We start from the raw sequence: 19,308 nt of genomic DNA, 5'->3' as shown, positions 1-19,308 counted from the left end.
GCCCGGTGCGCGCGCCCTGCCACGATCATGCACGCGCGGGAGCTCTGCCGTCGATGGTATGCCGCGGAATGTCCGTGGGGGGCCGTAGGGTCTCTGCCATGGACACCGCTCTCGACGACACCGCGCGGGGCCCGGCCGCGGAGGCCGCCGGCCCCGCGGTCCCGCCGCCCGCGCCCGTGGCGCAGGCCCCCGGATCCCCGGAGGTTCCGGTGCGGCGGGCCGCCGCCCGGCCGGCCTCGCTGTCGCCCTCGCGGGCGGCCGATTTCATGCGGTGCCCGCTGCTGTACCGGTTCCGGGTGATCGACCGGCTGCCGGAGAAGCCCAGCCCGGCGGCGACCCGGGGCACGGTGGTGCACGCCGTGCTGGAGCGGCTCTTCGACGTCCCCGCGGCGGAACGCACTCCGGACCGGGCCCGCGCGCTGCTGCCGGGCGAGTGGGAGAAGCTGCTGGCGGCGCGGCCGGAGCTGGCGGAGCTGTTCGCCGGCGAGGACGGCGCGCACGAGCCGGAGCGGCTGGCCGGCTGGCTTGCGGAGGCCGAGCGACTGGTCGAGCGGTGGTTCTCGCTGGAGGACCCGACGCGGCTGGAGCCGGCCGAGCGCGAGCTGTTCGTGGAGACGACGCTGGACTCGGGGCTGGTGCTGCGCGGCATCGTCGACCGGGTGGACGTGGCGCCGACCGGTGAGGTGCGGATCGTCGACTACAAGACCGGCAAGGCGCCGGCCCCGCAGTACCGGGGGGACGCCCTGTTCCAGATGACGTTCTACGCGCTGGTGATCTGGCGGCTGCGCGGGGTGGTGCCGCGCCGGCTCCAGTTGGTCTATCTGGGCAGCGGTGACGTGCTGACGTACGACCCGGTGGAGACGGAGCTGCTGGCGGTGGAGCGGAAGCTGCGCGCCCTGTGGGAGGCGATCGCGCTGGCGACGGAGACGGGCGACTGGCGGCCCCGGCCGACGAAGCTGTGCGGCTGGTGCGACCACCAGGCGGTCTGCCCGGAGTTCGGGGGCACTCCCCCGCCGTATCCGCTGCCGCTGCCCGGACCGCGTTCCTCCGCTTCCATGCCGGACTCCGCCCCCGGCGACCCGGGTGGCCTGGTGGCCCCCGGCGGGGACGCGCAGGGCAGAATGGACCCGGTCTAACGAAGGAGTTCCTGTGGCGATCCGTGTCCTGCTCGTCGACGACCAGCCCCTGCTGCGCACGGGCTTCCGCATGATCCTGGAGGCCGAACAGGACATCGCGGTGGTCGGGGAGGCCGGTGACGGCCTGCAGGCGCTGGACCAGGTCCGGGCGCTCCAGCCGGACGTGGTGCTGATGGACATCCGGATGCCCCGGATGGACGGGGTCGAGGCGACCCGGCAGATCACCGGCCCGGAGCGGGACGGCCCGGCGAAGGTGCTGGTGCTCACCACCTTCGACCTGGACGAGTACGTGGTGGAGGCGCTGCGCGCGGGGGCCAGCGGGTTCCTGCTGAAGGACGCGCCGGCCCACGAGCTGGTGCAGGCGATCCGGGTGGTCGCGGGCGGCGAGGCGATGCTGGCGCCGAGCATCACGCGCCGGCTGCTCGACAAGTACGCCGGGCACCTGCCGTCGGGCGAGGAGCCGCTGCCGGACACCCTCGGCACCCTGACGGACCGTGAGGTGGAGGTGCTCAAGCTGGTGGCCCGCGGCCTGTCGAACGCGGAGATCGCGGCGGACCTGTTCGTCAGCGAGACCACGGTGAAGACGCACGTCGGGCACGTCCTCACCAAGCTCGGGCTGCGCGACCGGGTGCAGGCGGCGGTCTACGCCTACGAGAGCGGACTGGTGCGGCCGGGCGCGCAGTAGCGCCGCCGGACGCGGAAGGGCCCGCCGGTCTCCCGGCGGGCCCTTCGTGTCGCACCGGGCGTCAGCCCTTGTCGGCCTTGCCGATCTCCCAGAAACGGAAGACGGTGGAGGCGTCCAGGGTCCACTGGATGCCGGTGATCCGGTTCTTGGCGACGGCGTACTGCTTGCCCTGCCAGAGCGGCAGCACCGGGACGTCCTGGGCGACGGTCGACTGCAGCTTGGCGAAGTCGCCGACGGTCGCGGTCCGGGTGCCCTGGGCGGCGGTCGCCGGGAGGATCCGGTCGGATATCTCCTTGGACTCGTAGTGGTTGGCGAGCTCGTTGTCGTCACCGAAGAAGGGCGCGGTGAAGTTGTCCGGGTCCGGGTAGTCGGGCACCCAGCCCTTGACGTAGACCGCGTACTTGCCGGCCTCGATGCCCTTCTCGTACTCGGGGAAGGGGGCGGTGCGCACGTCGGCCTCGAACAGGCCGCTGGCGTTGAGCTGCTTGGCGATGGCGTTGAGCTCGGGGACGGTGCCCGGGCCGTAGCGGATCGGCGTGCCCCAGAGGGTCAGCTTCACCTTGCCCTTGACGCCGGCGGACGTCAGCGCCTCCTTGGCCTTGTCCGGCTGGGGGCGGTCGCCGTAGAGGTCGAAGAACGGCGTCCGGTGGCCGGTGATGCCGCTCGGGACGACGGAGTACAGCGGCTCGGCGGTGCGCTTGTAGACGTCGCGGACGAGCGCGCTGCGGTCGACGAGGTAGGCGACGGCGCGCCGGACGGCGAGCTTGCCCGCGACCGGGTCCTTGGTGTTGAACACCAGGTGCTGGACCTCGGCGCTGCTGCCCTGGACGACCTTGAGGTCCTTGTCCTCGGTGCCGGCGGCCTCCAGCGAGGAGATGTCCTCGGTGGCCAGGCCACGGTAGGCGAGGTCGACGTCGCCCTTCCGCAGGGCGGTCTTCAGGGCGTCCTGCTCGCCGTGGAAGAACTTGAGGGTCATGCCCTTGTTCTGGACGGTCGCGGGGCCCTTGTAGCCGCCGTTGACCTTGAAGACGGCCTTGTCCTTGCCGTACGAGTCCAGCGTGTAGACGCCGGAGCCGACGGCCTTGCCGTCGGTCCGCAGCTTGTCGGCCGGGTACTCCTTGTGGTCCACGATGGAACCGGCGCCCGAGGCGATCTTCAGGGGGAAGGTCGCGTCGGGCCGCTTCAGCCGGAAGACGACGGTCTTCTTGTCCGGCGTCCTGATGTCCTTGATCGTGGACAGCATGGCCGACGCGGGACCGGACTTGTCGTTGATCTTCAGCGTGCGCCGGAAGGAGAAGGCGACGTCCTCGGAGGTGAGGTCGTGGCCGTTGCTGAACTTCAGTCCGCTGTTGAGCGTGCACTCGTAGACGGTGCTGGACTGGTCCTTGAAGCCGCACTTCCGGGCGGCCTCGGGCTGCGGCTGGTTGCTGCCCTTGGGGAAGCTCAGCAGCGACTGGAAGACGTTGTTGAACAGGATCCAGGAACCGGGGTCGTAACCCGCGGCCGGGTCCACGGCGACGACCTCGTCGGACATCCCCATGACCACCGACTCACCGGTGCCCGCCGCCTTGCCGTCCTCCGCACCGCACCCGCTGAGCAGGGCGGCGGCGAGCCCCGCACCGAGCGGGGCGGCAAGCCACTGGTCACGTTTCCTCACGTGCACGTTCCTCACAGTTCCAAGTGGAGGGGGCGGGCCGGGCCCGCCCCTCTAGGTCGTTCTGTGGAGCTTGTTGTACAGGTGGAGCGTTGTGCTGCAAAAGGGGTGTTCTCATCACGGCCGGGCGTCGCCGCCGTGTTGTGCGTCACTTGCCGCGGACGAGTTCCCAGGGCTGGAGCTCGGTGGCCGCGTTGAGCGCCCACTCGGCGCCGGTGATGCCGTCCCGGACCGCCACGTACTGCTTGCCCTGCCACAGCGGCAACACCGGCACCTCGTCCGCGACGATGTCCTGGGCCTGCTGGAAGAGCTTGGCCGCCGACTCGCGCTGGGCGGTCTGCCGGGTCCGCGGGATCAGGTCGTTGATCTTGCTGTTCTGGTAGCGGGACCGGAGGAAGTTGTCCTTGCCGAAGAACGGGGCGATGAAGTTGTCCGGGTCCGGGAAGTCGGGGAACCAGCCCATGCCGTAGACCGCGTACTGGCCCTTGGCCGCGTTGGGACGGAACTCCGACCACTTGACGTCCTGGAGCTTGACGTCGAACAGGCCGCTGCCGTTCAACTGCTTCTGGAACGCCTTGAACGCCCGCGCGGTGGCCTCGCCGTAGTGGTCGGAGGAGTAAGCGAGGGTGAACCGCACCGGGGTGCTGATGTTGCCGCTCTTCAGCAGGGCGCGGGCCTTGTCGACGCTCGGGCCGCCGTACTCGTTGGAGAAGGAGTTCTGGTGGCCCGGGATGCCGCTGGGCACCAGCGAGTACAGGGCGTCGCTGGTCCGGTCGTAGCCGTCGCGGGCCAGCGCCTGACGGTCCACCAACTGGGCCATGGCCTGCCGGACGGCCTTGGGCTTCACGGCCGGGTCGTCGGTGTTGAAGGCCAGGTAGCCGATCTCCGCGCCGGCCGACTCCAGCAGCCGGACCTGCTGCCCGGTGGCGTTGCGCAGCCGGCCGATCTGGTCGGGCGACAGGGTGCGGTTCGCCATGTCGACGTCGCCGGCCTTGAGGGCGTTCTCCATCGTCTTGGCGTCGTCGTAGAAGCGCATCTCGACCTTGTCGTTCTGCACATTGACCGAACCCTGGTAGTCGGGGTTCTTGGAGAGCACGACCTTGACCGCGTGGCCGTCCTTCTCCTCGGTGTCCAGCGTGTACGGACCCGAGCCGACGACCTTGAAGCCGTCCTCCATGAGCTTGTTCTTCGGGTACGTCCGGCTGTCGACGATGGCCGCGGCCGGGGTGGCGAGCTTCTGCGGGAACGTCGCGTCGGGCGTCTTCAACTGGAAGACGATCTCGCGGTCGTTCGGGGTCTCCACCCGGTCGATGTTGCTCAGCAGCGAGACGGGACCGTTCTCGAAGTTGATCTCGCGGGCCCGCTCGATGGAGAACTTGACGTCCTTGACGGTCAGCTCATGACCGTTGGAGAAGGTCAGCCCGCTGCGCAGGGTGCACCGGAACTGCTCGTTGCGGCGGTCGCTGAACCCGCACTTGGAGGCGGCGTCGGGCACCGGGGTCGAGCCGGAGCGGGGCAGCCGGAGCAGCGTCTGGAAGGCGCTGTGCAGCACGTTCCAGGCGCCGATGTCGTAGGCGGCGGCGGGGTCGAAGGGGGCCGGAGCGTCGGTGGTCCGCTCGAACCGGTCGGTGGTGCCGACGACGATGGCGCCCTTGCCCTTGCCCGCCCCGTCGCCCCCGCCACAGGCGACGAGGACGGGAGCCAGCAGGCCCACCACGGTCGGCAGCACCAACGTCTTGCGGTTCATTGTCCGGTGTTCTCCCTGTGGTGCGAACGGCGCCCGGGACTCCGTACGGATGCGTTGCTGCACGGGCCCCACGGGGTGCCGTGAAGTACTCGCCAAGAGATTAGTGGCGGCGCCGGAGGGACCGGAACGCGGTCTCCCTGATGCGATATCACGCGGCGATAACGGCACCGGGCCGACCGATATCCGGGCGCCGGAACGATTCGCGCACCAGTGAACCAATCGGGACACAAGGGTGCGCTTACATCGTCGACAAAGCGTCAGATCGGGCCGGTGGCGGCACGGCGATAACCCCGGCGCGGTGACGAAGGTCACTCGGAAAATGACCTCGCGGCTCTTGGCTTTTGCCATCGCATTGATCACGGAAAACGACGGGACCGGCGCTCAGAGTTTCTTGAGCATTCCACCGTCAACGCTGGGTGTACTTACCAAGTACATATCGTGACCGGTGACGTTTTTCGGCTCGTCGGCTGTCTCAGGCCGCCCCGACCAGGCCGCGCAGAAAACGGAGATCCACTTCTTCGAGCGAGCGGACGACCGTCCGGCCGGGCGCGGGCGGGATCGCCCCCACGGAGGGCACCGCCACCACCCGGCACCCGGCCGCCTCGGCCGCCGTCACGCCCGTCATGGTGTCCTCGACCACCGCACAGCGCTCCGGGGCGACCCCGAGTCTCGCGGCGGCCAGCAGGTAGGGGTCGGGGTGCGGCTTGGTGCGCGCCAGCTCGTCGCCCGCGACGGACAGCGTGAAGTGCTCCGGACCCAGGGTGCGCAGCACCCGGTCGATGATCTCCCGGTGCGACGCGGACACCAGGGCGGTCGGCACGTCGTGCGCCGTCAACTCGGTGAGCAGGCGCTTGGCGCCGGGCATCAGCGGGACGCCGGAACCGATCATCTCGGCGAAGCGGGTGTTCAGCAGCGCGGTGAGCTCGGCGAGGGCGATCCTCGCGCCGGTGGCCTTGATCAGAAACGCGGCGCTGCGGGTCATCGGGCCGCCGACGACGATCTCGCGGTACTCCTCCAGGAGCTGGTGCCCCAGCTCCGCGAAGACCGCGACCTCCACCTCCCACCAGAAGCCCTCGGTGTCGACGAGGGTGCCGTCCATGTCGAGCAGGACGGCTTCCAGGGCGGGGCCGCCGCCCGGGGCGGTCCTGGTCGCGACCGTGGGAATGCCGCTCGTCATCCGCGCACCTCCAGAGGGGACGAGAAGGCCGGTCCGCCGTGCCCTTGCGGGGCGGCGGACCGGCCTTCTTCTACCGGACGAACAGTTTACGGCGGGGGGCGCGGGAGCGCTCCTCCGTTTCCGCCGCCCCCGGCCCACCCTTTCACCGTTTCCTGCGGGGGCGAGCCCCCGCACCCCCGAAGCGCTCCGCGCGGTTTCCGGGGGTCCGGGGGCACGGCACCCCCACCCCCACAGCGCTCACCGCGCGTTGAAGTACTTCGCCTCCGGATGGTGAATCACGATCGCATCCGTCGACTGCTCGGGGTGCAACTGGAACTCCTCGGAAAGCCGCACCCCGATTCGCTCCGGCTCCAGCAACTCCGCGATCTTCGCGCGGTCCTCCAGGTCGGGGCACGCCCCGTAGCCGAGGGAGAACCGGGCGCCCCGGTATTTGAGGGCGAACATGTCCTCGACGTCGGACGGGTCCTCGCCGCCGAATCCGAGTTCCGTCCGGACCCGCGCGTGCCAGTACTCGGCGAGTGCCTCCGCCAGTTGCACGGAGAGGCCGTGCAGTTCCAGGTAGTCGCGGTAGGCGTCGGAGGCGAAGAGGTCCGCGGTGGCCTCGCCGATGCGGGAGCCGACGGTGACGACCTGGAGGCCGACGACGTCCCGTTCCCCCGACTCCTCGGGGCGGAAGAAGTCGGCGAGGCAGAGTCGGCGGCCGCGGCGCTGGCGCGGGAAGGTGAAGCGGGTGCGCTCGGTGCCGTCCTCGTGGAGGAGGATCAGGTCGTCGCCCTTGGAGTGGCAGGGGAAGTAGCCGTAGACGACGGCCGCTTCCAGCAGGTTCTCGGTGTGCAGCTTGTCGAGCCAGCCGCGCAGCCGCGGCCGGCCCTCGCTCTCCACCAGCTCCTCGTAGCTGGGGCCGCCGGCACGGGCCTGCTTCAGGCCCCACTGGCCCTTGAAGAGGGCGCCCTCGTCGAGCCACGACGCGTAGTCCTTCAGCGGGATGCCCTTGACGACGCGGGTGCCCCAGAAGGGCGGGGTGGGCACGGGGTTGTCGGTGGCGACGTCCGAGCGGACCGCGCCCTTGGGCTCCTCGTCCACGGCCACCGGGGTGTCCCGCTTGGGTACGCGCCGCTGTTTGAGCTCGGGGAGCGTGGCGCCGGGGACGCCGCGCTTGACGGCGATCAGGGCGTCCATCAGCCGCAGCCCCTCGAAGGCGTCGCGGGCGTAGCGGACCTCACCCTCGTAGATCTCGTGCAGGTCCTGTTCGACGTAGGCGCGGGTGAGGGCGGCGCCGCCCAGGATCACCGGGTAGGTGGCGGCCAGCTTGCGCTGGTTCAGCTCCTCCAGGTTCTCCTTCATGATCACGGTGGACTTGACCAGCAGGCCGGACATGCCGATGACGTCGGCCCGGTGCTCCTCCGCGGCCTCCAGGATGGCCGAGACCGGCTGCTTGATGCCGAGGTTGACGACGTTGTAGCCGTTGTTGGAGAGGATGATGTCGACGAGGTTCTTGCCGATGTCGTGGACGTCGCCGCGCACGGTGGCGAGAACGATGGTGCCCTTGCCCTCGGAGTCGCTCTTCTCCATGTGGGGTTCGAGGTAGGCGACGGCGGTCTTCATCACCTCGGCGGACTGGAGGACGAACGGCAACTGCATCTGCCCGGAGCCGAACAGTTCGCCGACGACCTTCATGCCCTCCAGCAGCGTGTCGTTGACGATGGCGAGGGCCGGGCGCTCGGTCAGCGCCTCGTCGAGGTCGGCCTCCAGGCCGTTCTTCTCGCCGTCGACGATCCGCCGGCGCAGCCGTTCCTCCAGCGGCAGGGCGAGCAGCTCCTCGGCCTTGCCGGCCTTCATGGACTTGGTGTCGACGCCTTCGAAGAGTTCCAGGAAGCGCTGGAGCGGGTCGTAGCCGTCGGCGCGCCGGTCGTGGATCAGGTCCAGGGCGACCTTGACGTGTTCCTCCTCCAGCCGGGCGATCGGCAGGATCTTGGAGGCGTGGACGATGGCCGAGTCCAGGCCGGCCTTGACGCACTCGTCGAGGAAGACGGAGTTCAGGACGATGCGGGCGGCCGGGTTGAGGCCGAAGGAGATGTTGGACAGGCCCAGGGTGGTCTGGACGTCCGGGTGGCGGCGCTTGAGCTCGCGGATCGCCTCGATGGTGTGGACGCCGTCCTTGCGGGACTCCTCCTGGCCGGTGCAGATGGTGAAGGTGAGGCAGTCGATGAGGATGTCGCACTCATGGATGCCCCAGTTGCCGGTGAGGTCGGCGATGAGCCGTTCGGCGATGGCGACCTTGTCCTCGACGGTACGGGCCTGCCCGTTCTCGTCGATGGTCAGGGCCATCAGGGCCGCGCCGTGCTCCCGGGCCAGGGCGGCGACCCTGGCGAACCGCGACTCGGGGCCGTCGCCGTCCTCGTAGTTGACGGAGTTGATGACGGCCCGGCCGCCGAGCTTCTCCAGGCCGGCCCGGATGACGTCCACCTCGGTGGAGTCCAGCACGATCGGCAGCGTGGAGGCGGTGGCGAAGCGGCCGGCCAGCTCCTCCATGTCGGCGACGCCGTCCCGGCCGACGTAGTCCACGCAGAGGTCGAGCATGTGGGCGCCCTCGCGGATCTGCTCGCGGGCCATCTCCACACAGTCGTCCCAGCGGCCCTCCAGCATGGCCGTGCGGAACTTCTTCGAGCCGTTGGCGTTGGTCCGCTCGCCGATGGCCAGGTACGCGGTGTCCTGGCGGAACGGGACGGTCTGGTAGAGGGAGGCCGCGCCCGGCTCGGGGTGCGGCGCGCGCTCGGGCGGGGTCAGGCCGCGGACCCGCTCCACCACCTGCCGGAGGTGCTCCGGGGTGGTGCCACAGCAGCCGCCGACCAGCGACAGCCCGTACTCGCGGACGAAGGTCTCCTGCGCGTCGGCCAGTTCGGCCGGGGCGAGCGGGTAGTGGGCGCCGTCCTTGCCCAGCACCGGCAGGCCCGCGTTGGGCATGCAGGAGAGGGCGACGCGCGCGTGCCGGGCGAGGTAGCGCAGGTGCTCGCTCATCTCGGCCGGGCCGGTGGCGCAGTTGAGGCCGATCATGTCGATGCCCAGCGGTTCCAGCGCGGTGAGGGCGGCGCCGATCTCCGAGCCGAGGAGCATGGTGCCGGTGGTCTCCACGGTCACCGAGACGATCACCGGCAGATCGGCGCCGGTGGCGTCGAGGGCGCGGCGGGCGCCGAGGACGGCGGCCTTCGTCTGGAGCAGGTCCTGGGTGGTCTCGACGAGCAGCGCGTCGGCGCCGCCGGAGACCAGTCCCTCGGCGTTGGCCTGGTAGGCGTCGCGGAGGACGGTGTAGGGGGCGTGGCCGAGGGTGGGGAGCTTGGTGCCGGGGCCGATGGAGCCCAGGACCCAGCGGGGGCGGCCGTCGGCGGCGAAGGCGTCGGCGGTCTGGCGGGCGACCCGGGCGCCGGCCTCGGACAGTTCGAAGACGCGGTCGGAGATGTCGTACTCGCCGAGCGCGGCGTGGTTGGCGCCGAAGGTGTTGGTCTCCACGCAGTCGACGCCGACGGCGAAGTAGGCCTCGTGGACGGCGCGGACGATGTCGGGCCGGGTGACGTTGAGGATCTCGTTGCAGCCCTCGAGCTGCTGGAAGTCCTCCATCGTGGGGTCCTGTGCCTGGAGCATGGTTCCCATGGCCCCGTCGGCGACCACGACCCGGGTGGCGAGCGCCTCCCGGAGCAGGTCGGATCGGGATGAACGGACGGTCGATGGCTGCAGGGCCATGGAGGTGCTCCCGTGGTTGCGACGGCTGTCGGCTTTACGCCCTCCCGAAGAGGACGCACGCCGCAAGCGTAGCCGCAGTGCCCGGCGAAAGCAGGGGGCGTCCCAGGGCGCGGACACCCGGCGGGGAGGGCGGCTACGGCGTCCGCAGGACCATCGGGTACGCGTGCGGGCGGAGGCTCAGCGATCATGATCACGCCACGTCGGCTATCCCACGGTCGGCATCGGCCGATAGTGTTCAGCAATGCCGAACGGCATTTTGGAGGAGGTTGCTCGATGGCACGGACCATCCAGTCGCTCGAACGAGCGGCGGCGATGCTGCGTCTGCTCGCGGGCGGCGAGCGGAGGCTCGGACTGTCCGACGTGGCCTCCGCGCTCGGACTCGCCAAGGGCACCGCGCACGGCATCCTGCGGACGCTCCAGCAGGAGGGTTTCGTCGAGCAGGACCCGGCCTCCGGGCGCTACCAGCTCGGCGCCGAGCTGCTCCGGCTGGGCAACAGCTACCTGGACGTCCACGAGCTGCGCGCCCGCGCCCTGGTCTGGGCCGACGACCTGGCCCGCGCCAGTGGTGAGAGCGTCTACCTGGGCGTACTCCACCAGCAGGGCGTCCTGATCATCCACCACGTCTTCCGGCCCGACGACAGCCGCCAGGTGCTGGAGGTCGGCGCGATGCACCCGCTGCACAGCACCGCCCTCGGCAAGGTGCTGTGCGCCTACGACCCGGTGGCCCACAGCCAACTGACCGAGACCGGCCCCGAGGCGTTCACCGACCGCACCGTGACCGACCTCGCCGGCCTGGAGGGGATGCTCGACCTCACCCGGGCCCGGGGCTGGGCCGCGGACGTCGAGGAGACCTGGGCCGGCGTCGCGTCCGTCGCCGCCCCCATCCACGACCGCCGCCGGATGCCGGTCGGCGCGGTGGGCGTCACCGGTGCCGTCGAGCGCGTCTGCGAGAACGGCGAACTGCGCCCGCAACTGATCGCGGCCGTCCGGGACTGCGCCCGCGCGGTCTCCCGGGACCTCGGCGCCGGCCGGTTCTGACCCGGCGGTTCCGCCCCGGCGGTTCCGACCCGGGCGGTTCCGACCTGCCGGGCGGGCCCCGCTCCCCCGCCCGGCCCCCTTCCCGTCCGGCCCCTTCCGCCGCCCGGCCCCGCTTCCCGCCGGGCCGCGCCTCCCGCCAGGGCCCGCCGCCCGCCCGGAGCCCCTCCCCGCCCGTCCGGACCCCTTCCGCCGCCCCGCCGGAAACCCCTTCCGGGCCCCTTCCGCAAGCCCACGAGACCCCTTCGTTACCGGTCGGTATCCAAACGTACATTTCAGGTCAGTTGGCCGGGAGTTTCCGGTCACAGAACCCTTGACGGGCCCCTTACGGTGCAGAAAACTGCCGTGCATCGGTCGGCATTGTCGAACACCTGACGACAATATTCGCTATGGTGTGCAGTGCGTGCAGTGCTGCAGGGCTGCAGTGCCATGGGACCGATCACCGCCCTCACGGAGGGCGCGGACCACCGGAGGTACCCGGGGTTCGCCTTCCCCTGGACGAAGGACAAAGGAGTCGCGGGTGTCCAGCTCCGACATCTTCATCGGCGAGACCATCGGTACCGCCGTCTTGATTCTGCTCGGCGGTGGCGTCTGCGCCGCCGTCACCCTGAAGCGCTCGAAGGCGCTGAACGCGGGCTGGCTCGCCATCACCTTCGGGTGGGGCTTCGCCGTACTGACGGGCGCGTACATCGCGAAGCCCTCCGGTGCCCACCTGAACCCGGCCGTCACCCTCGGCCTGGCGATAGACGGCGCCACCAAGTGGAGCGACGTTCCCCTCTACATCGGTTCCCAGATGCTCGGCGCGATGATCGGCGCGGCGCTGGTCTGGGTCACCTACTACGGGCAGTTCCAGGCCCATCTGACCGACCCGGAGCTGGTGGCCACGCTCAACCCCAAGGAGGGGATGGTCGACCAGACCGCCACTCCGCAGGCCGGACCGGTGCTCGGCATCTTCTCCACCGGCCCGGAGATCCGGCACGCCGTGCAGAACCTCGCGACGGAGATCATCGGCACCGCCGTGCTCGTCCTCGCCATCCTCACCCAGGGCCTGACGGAGGGTCTGGCCGTCAGCGGCACCGGCGTCCTGATGACCGCGTTCGTGGTCGTCGGCATCGGCCTCTCGCTGGGCGGCCCCACCGGTTACGCGATCAACCCCGCGCGTGACCTCGGCCCGCGTATCGTGCATGCGCTGCTTCCGCTGCCCAACAAGGGCGGTTCCGACTGGTCCTACGCCTGGATCCCGGTGGTCGGCCCGCTGGCCGGCGCCGCCCTGGCGGCAGGCATCCACAAGCTCGCGTTCTGACGCACGACAGCCGAGACCCTCAGACTTCAGGAGCAAGAGACCACATGACCAGCACCCACGGCACCCACGGTCACGGACCGTTCATCGCGGCCATCGACCAGGGCACGACCTCGTCCCGCTGCATCGTCTTCGACCGCGACGGCCGCATCGTCTCCGTCGACCAGAAGGAGCACGAGCAGATCTTCCCCAAGCCGGGCTGGGTCGAGCACGACGCCAAGGAGATCTGGGAGAACGTCCGGCAGGTCGTCGCCGGTGCCGTCGAGAAGGCCGGCATCACGGCCGACGACGTGAAGGCGATCGGCATCACCAACCAGCGTGAGACCACGCTGATGTGGGACAAGAACACCGGTGAGCCCGTCCACAACGCCATCGTCTGGCAGGACACCCGCACCGACGGCCTCTGCCGCGAGCTCGGCCGCAACGTGGGCCAGGACCGCTTCCGCCGCGAGACGGGCCTTCCGCTGGCCTCCTACTTCTCCGGCCCGAAGGTCCGCTGGCTGCTGGACAACGTCGAGGGTCTGCGCGAGCGCGCCGAGCGCGGCGACATCCTCTTCGGCACCATGGACTCCTGGGTCATCTGGAACCTCACGGGCGGTGTCGACGGCGGTGTGCACGTCACGGACGTCACCAACGCCTCCCGCACCATGCTGATGAACCTCCGGAAGCTGGAGTGGGAGGAGCGCATCCTCTCCTCCATGGGCATCCCGGCCGCCGTGCTGCCGGAGATCCGCTCGTCCGCCGAGGTCTACGGCCACGCCAAGGGCGGCGCCCTGGACGGCGTCCCCGTCGCCTCCGCGCTCGGTGACCAGCAGGCCGCCCTCTTCGGCCAGACCTGCTACGACAAGGGCGAGGCCAAGTCCACCTACGGCACCGGAACGTTCATGCTGATGAACACCGGCGACGAGCCCGTCCAGTCGTACAACGGCCTGCTGACCACCGTCGGCTACCGCATCGGCGACCAGAAGCCGGTCTACGCCCTGGAAGGCTCCATCGCCGTCACCGGTTCGCTGGTGCAGTGGATGCGCGACCAGATGGGCCTCATCAAGTCCGCCGCCGAGATCGAGACCCTCGCCTCCAGCGTCGAGGACAACGGCGGCGCCTACTTCGTGCCGGCCTTCTCCGGCCTGTTCGCCCCCTACTGGCGCTCCGACGCGCGCGGTGTCATCGCGGGCCTGACCCGCTACGTCACCAAGGCGCACATCGCCCGCGCCGTGCTCGAGGCGACCGCCTGGCAGACCCGCGAGATCACCGACGCCATGACCAAGGACTCCGGCGTCGACCTGGCAGCGCTCAAGGTCGACGGCGGCATGACCTCCAACAACTTGCTGATGCAGACCCTCTCGGACTTCCTGGACGCGCCGGTGGTGCGCCCGATGGTCGCCGAGACGACCTGCCTCGGCGCCGCCTACGCCGCCGGCCTGGCCGTCGGCTTCTGGCCCGACACCGACGCCCTCCGCGCCAACTGGCGCCGGGCCGCCGAGTGGACCCCCCGCATGGACGCTGACAAGCGTGACAGCGAGTACAAGAACTGGCTCAAGGCCGTCGAGCGGACCATGGGCTGGATCGACGACGAGAGCTGACTGAGGAGCAACTCATGACTACCCCGCAGAGCGTGCCCACCCTGGGAACGCACCCGGCCGCCGGTGCCAACCCGGGCCGCGCCGAGACCCGGGAGCGCCTGTCCAACGCGACGTACGACCTCCTGGTCATCGGTGGCGGCATCCTGGGCACCTCGGTCGCCTGGCACGCCGCGCAGTCGGGACTGCGGGTCGCGATGGTGGACGCCGGCGACTTCGCCGGCGCCACCTCCTCCGCGTCCTCCAAGCTCGTCCACGGCGGTCTGCGCTACCTGCAGACCGGCGCGGTCAAGCTGGTCGCGGAGAACCACCACGAGCGCCGGGTGCTGGCCAAGGACGTGGCCCCGCACCTGGTCAACCCGCTCACCTTCTACCTGCCCGTCTACAAGGGCGGGCCGGTCGGCGCCGCCAAGCTCGGCGCCGGTGTCTTCGCCTACTCGGCGCTGTCCGCCTTCGGCGACGGCGTCGGCAAGGTGATCTCCCCGTCCCGCGCCAAGGCCGACAACCCCGGTCTGCGCACGGACAACCTCAAGGCCGTCGCGGTCTACTACGACCACCAGATGAACGACTCGCGCGTGGCCGTGATGACCGTCCGCGCCGCCGTCGAGTCCGGCGCGGTCGTCCTCAACCACGCCGAGGTCACCGGCCTGCGCTTCACGCACGGCAAGGTCTCCGGCGCGGAGCTCAAGGACCGCGTCGACGGCACCGAGTTCGGCATCGACGCCCGCGTGGTGCTCAACGCCACCGGCCCGTGGGTCGACCACCTGCGCAAGATGGAGGACAAGGGCGCGGCCCCCTCCATCCGCCTCTCCAAGGGCGCGCACATCGTGATGAAGCGCAAGTCGCCGTGGAAGGCCGCCATGGCCACCCCGATCGACAAGTACCGCATCACCTTCGCCCTCCCGTGGGAGGACCAGCTCCTCCTCGGCACCACCGACACCCAGTACGAGGGCGACCCGGCCGACGTGCGCGCCACGGAGGAGGACATCCAGCAGATCCTGGACGAGGCCGCCTTCTCCATCGTCGACGAGGACCTCGACCGCTCGCTGATGACCTACGCCTTCGCCGGCCTGCGGGTGCTGCCCGGCGGCCCGGGTGACGTGGCCCAGGCCAAGCGCGAGACCGTGGTCACCGAGGGCAAGGGCGGCATGCTGTCCGTCGCCGGCGGCAAGTGGACCACGTACCGCCACATCGGCCGTACGGTCATGAACAAGCTGGCCAAGGTGCCCGGCAGCCCGCTGACCGAGGAGATGGAGCCCGTCTCCAACCTGGTCCGCCGGACCCCGCTGCCCGGTGTCGCCAACCCCAACGCGGTCGCCCACCGCCTGCTCGTGGACCGCGAGCCCGGCTCCCGGATGGACCCGCTGACCGCCCGTCACCTGGCCACCCACTACGGCTCGCTGTCCTTCGACATCGCGCGCCTGGCCAACGAGAACCCGGAGCTCGGCGAGCGCATCCACCCGGACGGCCCGGAGATCTGGGCCCAGGTCGCCTACGCCCGTGACTACGAGTGGGCCGAGACGGTCGACGACGTGCTGCGCCGCCGCACCACCCTGACCATCCGCGGTCTGGACGACGAGAACGTCCGCGCCCGGGTCAAGGAGATGCTGGAGCACAAGGGCTGAGGCCCGCCGCGCCCCGGCGGGCGCGGGCGAAGGGGAGGGACCTGTGACGTCCCTCCCCTTTTCCGTCTTCCTCTTGTAGGAGGCAACCGGTGGCGCCCCTCCCCCGTCCCTGGAGGAGAAAGGGGGGCCTCATGACCTGGCCGGAGATCCGGGCCCGACTGCGCCGGCTGCGTCACCTGCCGCGCAGGCGGACCGTCAAGCGCGTCGCACTCGTCCTGTTCCTCGTCGTCGCGGTACCGGTGGTGGCCGCCGCCGGGGCGCTGCGCGCCTCCTACGCGGGCTCGCCCGCCGACGACGCCGTCACCCGCGGGCGGGACGCCGTCTGGCTCGGGCACGCCTGGGTCGACGGGCGCCGCACCGAGAAGGACCTGGCAGGGCTCAAGCGGCGCATCGACGGCACCGGCGTCCGGGACCTGTACGTCCACGCGGGCCCGCTGGAGCACGACGGCACCCTGCCCGCCTCGGCGTACCGTGGCGCGCGCCGGCTGGTCGACGCCGTCCACCGCGAGCTGCCCGGCGTCCGGGTGCAGGCGTGGCTCGGCGACGTGATCGCGCACGACGGGAAGGGCGGGCTGAGGCTGGGGTCCGCCGCGACCCGGGACGCGGTGGTGACGAGCGCCCGGCAGGTGCTGAAGGCCGGCTTCGAGGGCGTCCACCTCGACGTCGAGCCCGTCCCCGACGGCGACGGCGGCTTCCTGACGCTGCTGGACTCCCTGCACACGGCGGTCCGTTCGGGCGGCGGGGTGCTGTCGGTGGCCGCGCAGCAGATCGACCCGCTGCCGTCGATGCACGCGGCGTCCCGCGCGTTCGGCGGCCGGAAGTGGTGGTCGCAGGGGTATTTCGCCAAGGTCGCCCGGCGCACCGACCAGATCGCCGTCATGTCGTACGACACGGCGCTGCCCTGGGAGAGCCTGTACGGCGGTTACGTCGCCCAGCAGACCCGGCTGGCGCTGGAGGCCACTCCCACCGGTACCGACCTGCTGATGGGCCTGCCGTTCTTCCACACCGACGACATGGGCCACCACGGTTCGGCGGAGACGGCCGCCGCCGCGCTGCGCGGCACCCGGCTCGGACTGACACGCGAGGACCGGCACCGCGAGCGGTTCGGCGTCGCCCTGTACGTGGACTTCGCCGCCACGGAAGGCGACTGGCGTGCGTACCGCGAGGCGTGGGGTAGGCGAGGGTGACGACAGCTCCCGGTGGTGCGAGGGTGATGAGCGTCCCTTGCACGGACTGCGGACAGCGGTCCCGGAAGTCGTAGGCTTGGGGGCGCACGCACGAGACCTGCAATCAACTGCACTGAACGGCAACCGGCGGTGGAAGGGACCCCTCCACCCCGGTCGGAAGGAGGCGCTGGGTGATCGAGCTTGAGGGAGTTCCCGAGCTGATCGACCCGGTCATGATCTGTGCCTTCGAGGGCTGGAACGACGCCGGAGACGCGGCCTCCAGTGCGGTCGCGCACCTGGACCGGGAGTGGAAGGGCGAGGTCTTCGCCGCGCTGGACGCGGAGGACTACTACGACTTCCAGGTCAACCGGCCCACCGTCTGGCTGGACGGCGGGGTCCGCAAGATCACCTGGCCGACGACCCGGCTGTCCGTGGTGCGCACCGGAGGTCCGGGCGGCGCGGGCGAGGCGGGCGGCAGACCTCGCGACCTGGTGCTGGTCCGGGGCATCGAGCCGAGCATGCGCTGGCGTTCGTTCTGCAACGAGATCCTGGGCTTCGCCCACGAGCTCGGCGTGGAGATGGTGGTGATCCTGGGCTCGCTGCTCGGCGACACCCCGCACACCCGGCCGGTGCCGGTCAGCGGCGTCACCTCCGACCCCGACCTGGCACGCACCATGGATCTGGAAGAGTCCCGCTACGAGGGCCCGACCGGCATCGTCGGCATCCTTCAGGAGGCCTGCACGCACGCGGGCGTCCCCACCGTCAGCCTGTGGGCGGCGGTGCCGCACTACGTGTCGCAGCCGCCGAACCCCAAGGCCACCCTGGCCCTCCTCAACCGGCTGGAAGATCTGATCGACCTGCGCGTCCCGCAGGGCGAGCTGCCCGAGGACGCGCGCGCCTGGCAGCTCGGGGTAGATCAGCTCGCGGCGGAGGACAGCGAGGTGGCCGAGTACGTCCAGTCGCTGGAGCAGGCGCGGGACACGGCGGACCTGCCGGAGGCGTCGGGCGAGGCCATCGCCCGTGAATTCGAACGGTACCTGCGGCGGCGCGACGGCCAGTCGGGACCGGGGACCGGGCCCGGCCCGGTCGGCGGGCCCGGCGGCGTGGGCGGACCCGGCGGGCCCGCCGGTGTCGGCGGTACGGGCGCGGGGTCCGGGCAGCCGGGGGGCCTGGCGGCCGAGCCGGGGCTCGGCGAGCCGGGCGGCCGGGACGCCTCGTACCTGCGTGACACCACGAGCGGACGGACGCGTCCGCCGCGCCGGGCTCCGCAGGAGCAGGCGGAGGCGGAGGGCACCGGGAGCGCCGACGGGGCCGAGGGCCCGGGCGAGGACCGGCACACCGGTGAGGACCGGCACGCCGGCGAGGACGGGAACGGCCCACCGGAGGCATCCGGCCCGCCGGAGGGCGAGAACTGACGAGGGAGGGGTGCCGCCCGCCGGGGCGGCGCCCCTTCCCCTTGTTCCTCTTGACACTCTTGATCCTCTTGCACCACCGAAACACCGAACGACCACTGCGACTGCAACTGCAACCGCTACAACAACTGCAACGACAAAAGGACAGCATGGCCGTCAAGGCGATCAGAACAACCGTCATAGCGGCCACCGGTGCCGCCCTCGCCCTCTCGCTGACCGCGTGCGGCGGCGGGGAGGAGGACACCCGCGACCCCCAGGCCGTACTGAAGGCCGCGGCGGAGAAGACGGCGGCGGCGAACTCCTACCGGACGAAGCGGCAGGTCACCGGGGTGGAGAGCACGGAGCGCGGCGAGTACACGTTCTCCCGCGAGCCCGACCTGGCCGAACGCAAGACCTGGCGGTCCGGGGCGAAGAAGGGGGAGAACGGCGAGAAGGGCCCGGAGCGCTTCGACCACGCGATGAGCGCGGGCCAGACGCTCTACACCCGTGACCCCAAGATCGCCGACGGTCGCTGGGTGAGCTCCAGCCTCCTGGAGCCGGGCGAGGAGCCGCCCAAGCCCGGGGACGTCCAGAAGACCGCCGAGGGCTCGCTGCCCGAACTGCTGAGCGTCCTGCGCACGTCGAAGAACGTGCGCAAGGTGGGCAGCGAGAAGGTGAACGGCCACAAGGCCACGCACTTCGCGGCCACGGTCGCCCTCGCGGACCTGGCGGCGTACAAGGGCGACGTGATGCGGGACTGGCTCCGCGAGCTCTACGTCAAGAACCACCGGAAGGACGGCCTGGAGAAGGTCGACATCGACCTGTGGATCGGCAAGGACGACATCCCGGTCAAGGGTTCGGAGCACGGCAAGGGCTCCAAGGGCAGCACGGGTGTGACCGAGGAGTACACGGACTTCGGCGCCGACCCGCGGATCCGTATCCCGAAGGGCAAGGACGTCATCACGCAGGACGAATGGCTGCGAGGGGTCCGCGACAAGGCGGACCGGGGCCTCGACCCCCTGAGCTGACCCTCGTCCCTTGCGACGCCTTCGCGCTCCCCGTACGACGGGCCTC

13 protein-coding genes are annotated in these 19,308 nt (G+C 70.9%); 9 read left to right on the top strand and 4 right to left on the bottom strand.

Features of this window, described 5'->3' with window-relative positions; all coding sequences use genetic code 11:
- The first annotated feature begins 98 nt into the window (after nt 1-98).
- On the top strand, nt 99-1,136 hold the full coding sequence (locus ACZ6X9_RS17005; RefSeq protein ID WP_469778788.1) for a RecB family exonuclease: 1,038 nt from the start codon (nt 99-101) through the stop codon (nt 1,134-1,136).
- A 13-nt stretch (nt 1,137-1,149) separates the two neighbouring features.
- Nucleotides 1,150-1,821, top strand: coding sequence for a response regulator (locus ACZ6X9_RS17000; protein ID WP_469778787.1), 672 nt, complete (start codon nt 1,150-1,152; stop codon nt 1,819-1,821).
- 61 nt (nt 1,822-1,882) lie between these two features.
- On the opposite strand, the gene ACZ6X9_RS16995 is transcribed toward ACZ6X9_RS17000, so the two are convergent.
- The 4 genes from ACZ6X9_RS16995 to metH all read right to left on the bottom strand — a co-directional run bounded on the left by ACZ6X9_RS16995 (nt 1,883) and on the right by metH (nt 10,137).
- Nucleotides 1,883-3,478, bottom strand: coding sequence for an ABC transporter substrate-binding protein (locus ACZ6X9_RS16995; RefSeq protein WP_469778786.1), 1,596 nt, complete (start codon nt 3,476-3,478; stop codon nt 1,883-1,885).
- 145 nt (nt 3,479-3,623) lie between these two features.
- Nucleotides 3,624-5,222 (bottom strand): ABC transporter substrate-binding protein, encoded by a 1,599-nt coding sequence (locus ACZ6X9_RS16990; protein ID WP_469778785.1) that lies wholly within the window; start codon nt 5,220-5,222, stop codon nt 3,624-3,626.
- Nucleotides 5,223-5,694: 472 nt separating this feature from the next.
- Nucleotides 5,695-6,399 (bottom strand): HAD family hydrolase, encoded by a 705-nt coding sequence (locus ACZ6X9_RS16985; RefSeq protein ID WP_469778784.1) that lies wholly within the window; start codon nt 6,397-6,399, stop codon nt 5,695-5,697.
- A gap of 237 nt (nt 6,400-6,636) precedes the next feature.
- Complete coding sequence (gene metH / locus ACZ6X9_RS16980) at nt 6,637-10,137, bottom strand: methionine synthase (protein ID WP_469778783.1); 3,501 nt, start codon at nt 10,135-10,137, stop codon at nt 6,637-6,639.
- Between the two features lie 273 nt (nt 10,138-10,410).
- Between metH and ACZ6X9_RS16975 the strand changes: the two genes are divergently transcribed.
- The 7 genes from ACZ6X9_RS16975 to ACZ6X9_RS16945 all read left to right on the top strand — a co-directional run bounded on the left by ACZ6X9_RS16975 (nt 10,411) and on the right by ACZ6X9_RS16945 (nt 19,262).
- The gene (locus tag ACZ6X9_RS16975; RefSeq protein WP_469778782.1) at nt 10,411-11,175 is read left to right on the top strand and encodes an IclR family transcriptional regulator; all 765 of its coding nucleotides are present in this window, start codon (nt 10,411-10,413) and stop codon (nt 11,173-11,175) included.
- 517 nt (nt 11,176-11,692) lie between these two features.
- Nucleotides 11,693-12,475, top strand: coding sequence for an MIP/aquaporin family protein (locus ACZ6X9_RS16970; protein WP_469778781.1), 783 nt, complete (start codon nt 11,693-11,695; stop codon nt 12,473-12,475).
- Nucleotides 12,476-12,519: 44 nt separating this feature from the next.
- Nucleotides 12,520-14,055 (top strand): glycerol kinase GlpK, encoded by a 1,536-nt coding sequence (gene glpK / locus ACZ6X9_RS16965; protein WP_469778780.1) that lies wholly within the window; start codon nt 12,520-12,522, stop codon nt 14,053-14,055.
- Nucleotides 14,056-14,069: 14 nt separating this feature from the next.
- Nucleotides 14,070-15,677 (top strand): glycerol-3-phosphate dehydrogenase/oxidase, encoded by a 1,608-nt coding sequence (locus ACZ6X9_RS16960; protein WP_469778779.1) that lies wholly within the window; start codon nt 14,070-14,072, stop codon nt 15,675-15,677.
- 131 nt (nt 15,678-15,808) lie between these two features.
- A complete protein-coding gene (locus tag ACZ6X9_RS16955; protein WP_469778778.1) occupies nt 15,809-16,864 on the top strand; it encodes a glycoside hydrolase family 18 protein in 1,056 nt (351 codons plus the stop codon).
- Nucleotides 16,865-17,034: 170 nt separating this feature from the next.
- Entirely contained in the window at nt 17,035-18,258 is a 1,224-nt protein-coding gene (locus ACZ6X9_RS16950; protein ID WP_469778777.1) for a PAC2 family protein, read from the top strand.
- A gap of 146 nt (nt 18,259-18,404) precedes the next feature.
- Entirely contained in the window at nt 18,405-19,262 is an 858-nt protein-coding gene (locus tag ACZ6X9_RS16945) for an SCO4651 family lipoprotein (protein WP_469778776.1), read from the top strand.
- Nucleotides 19,263-19,308 lie beyond the last annotated feature (46 nt).

This window comes from Streptomyces sp. NPDC052910 (assembly GCF_055585605.1).
Note: the sequence above shows the minus strand (reverse complement) of the source record. Positions and strands in the feature narration are given on the sequence as shown.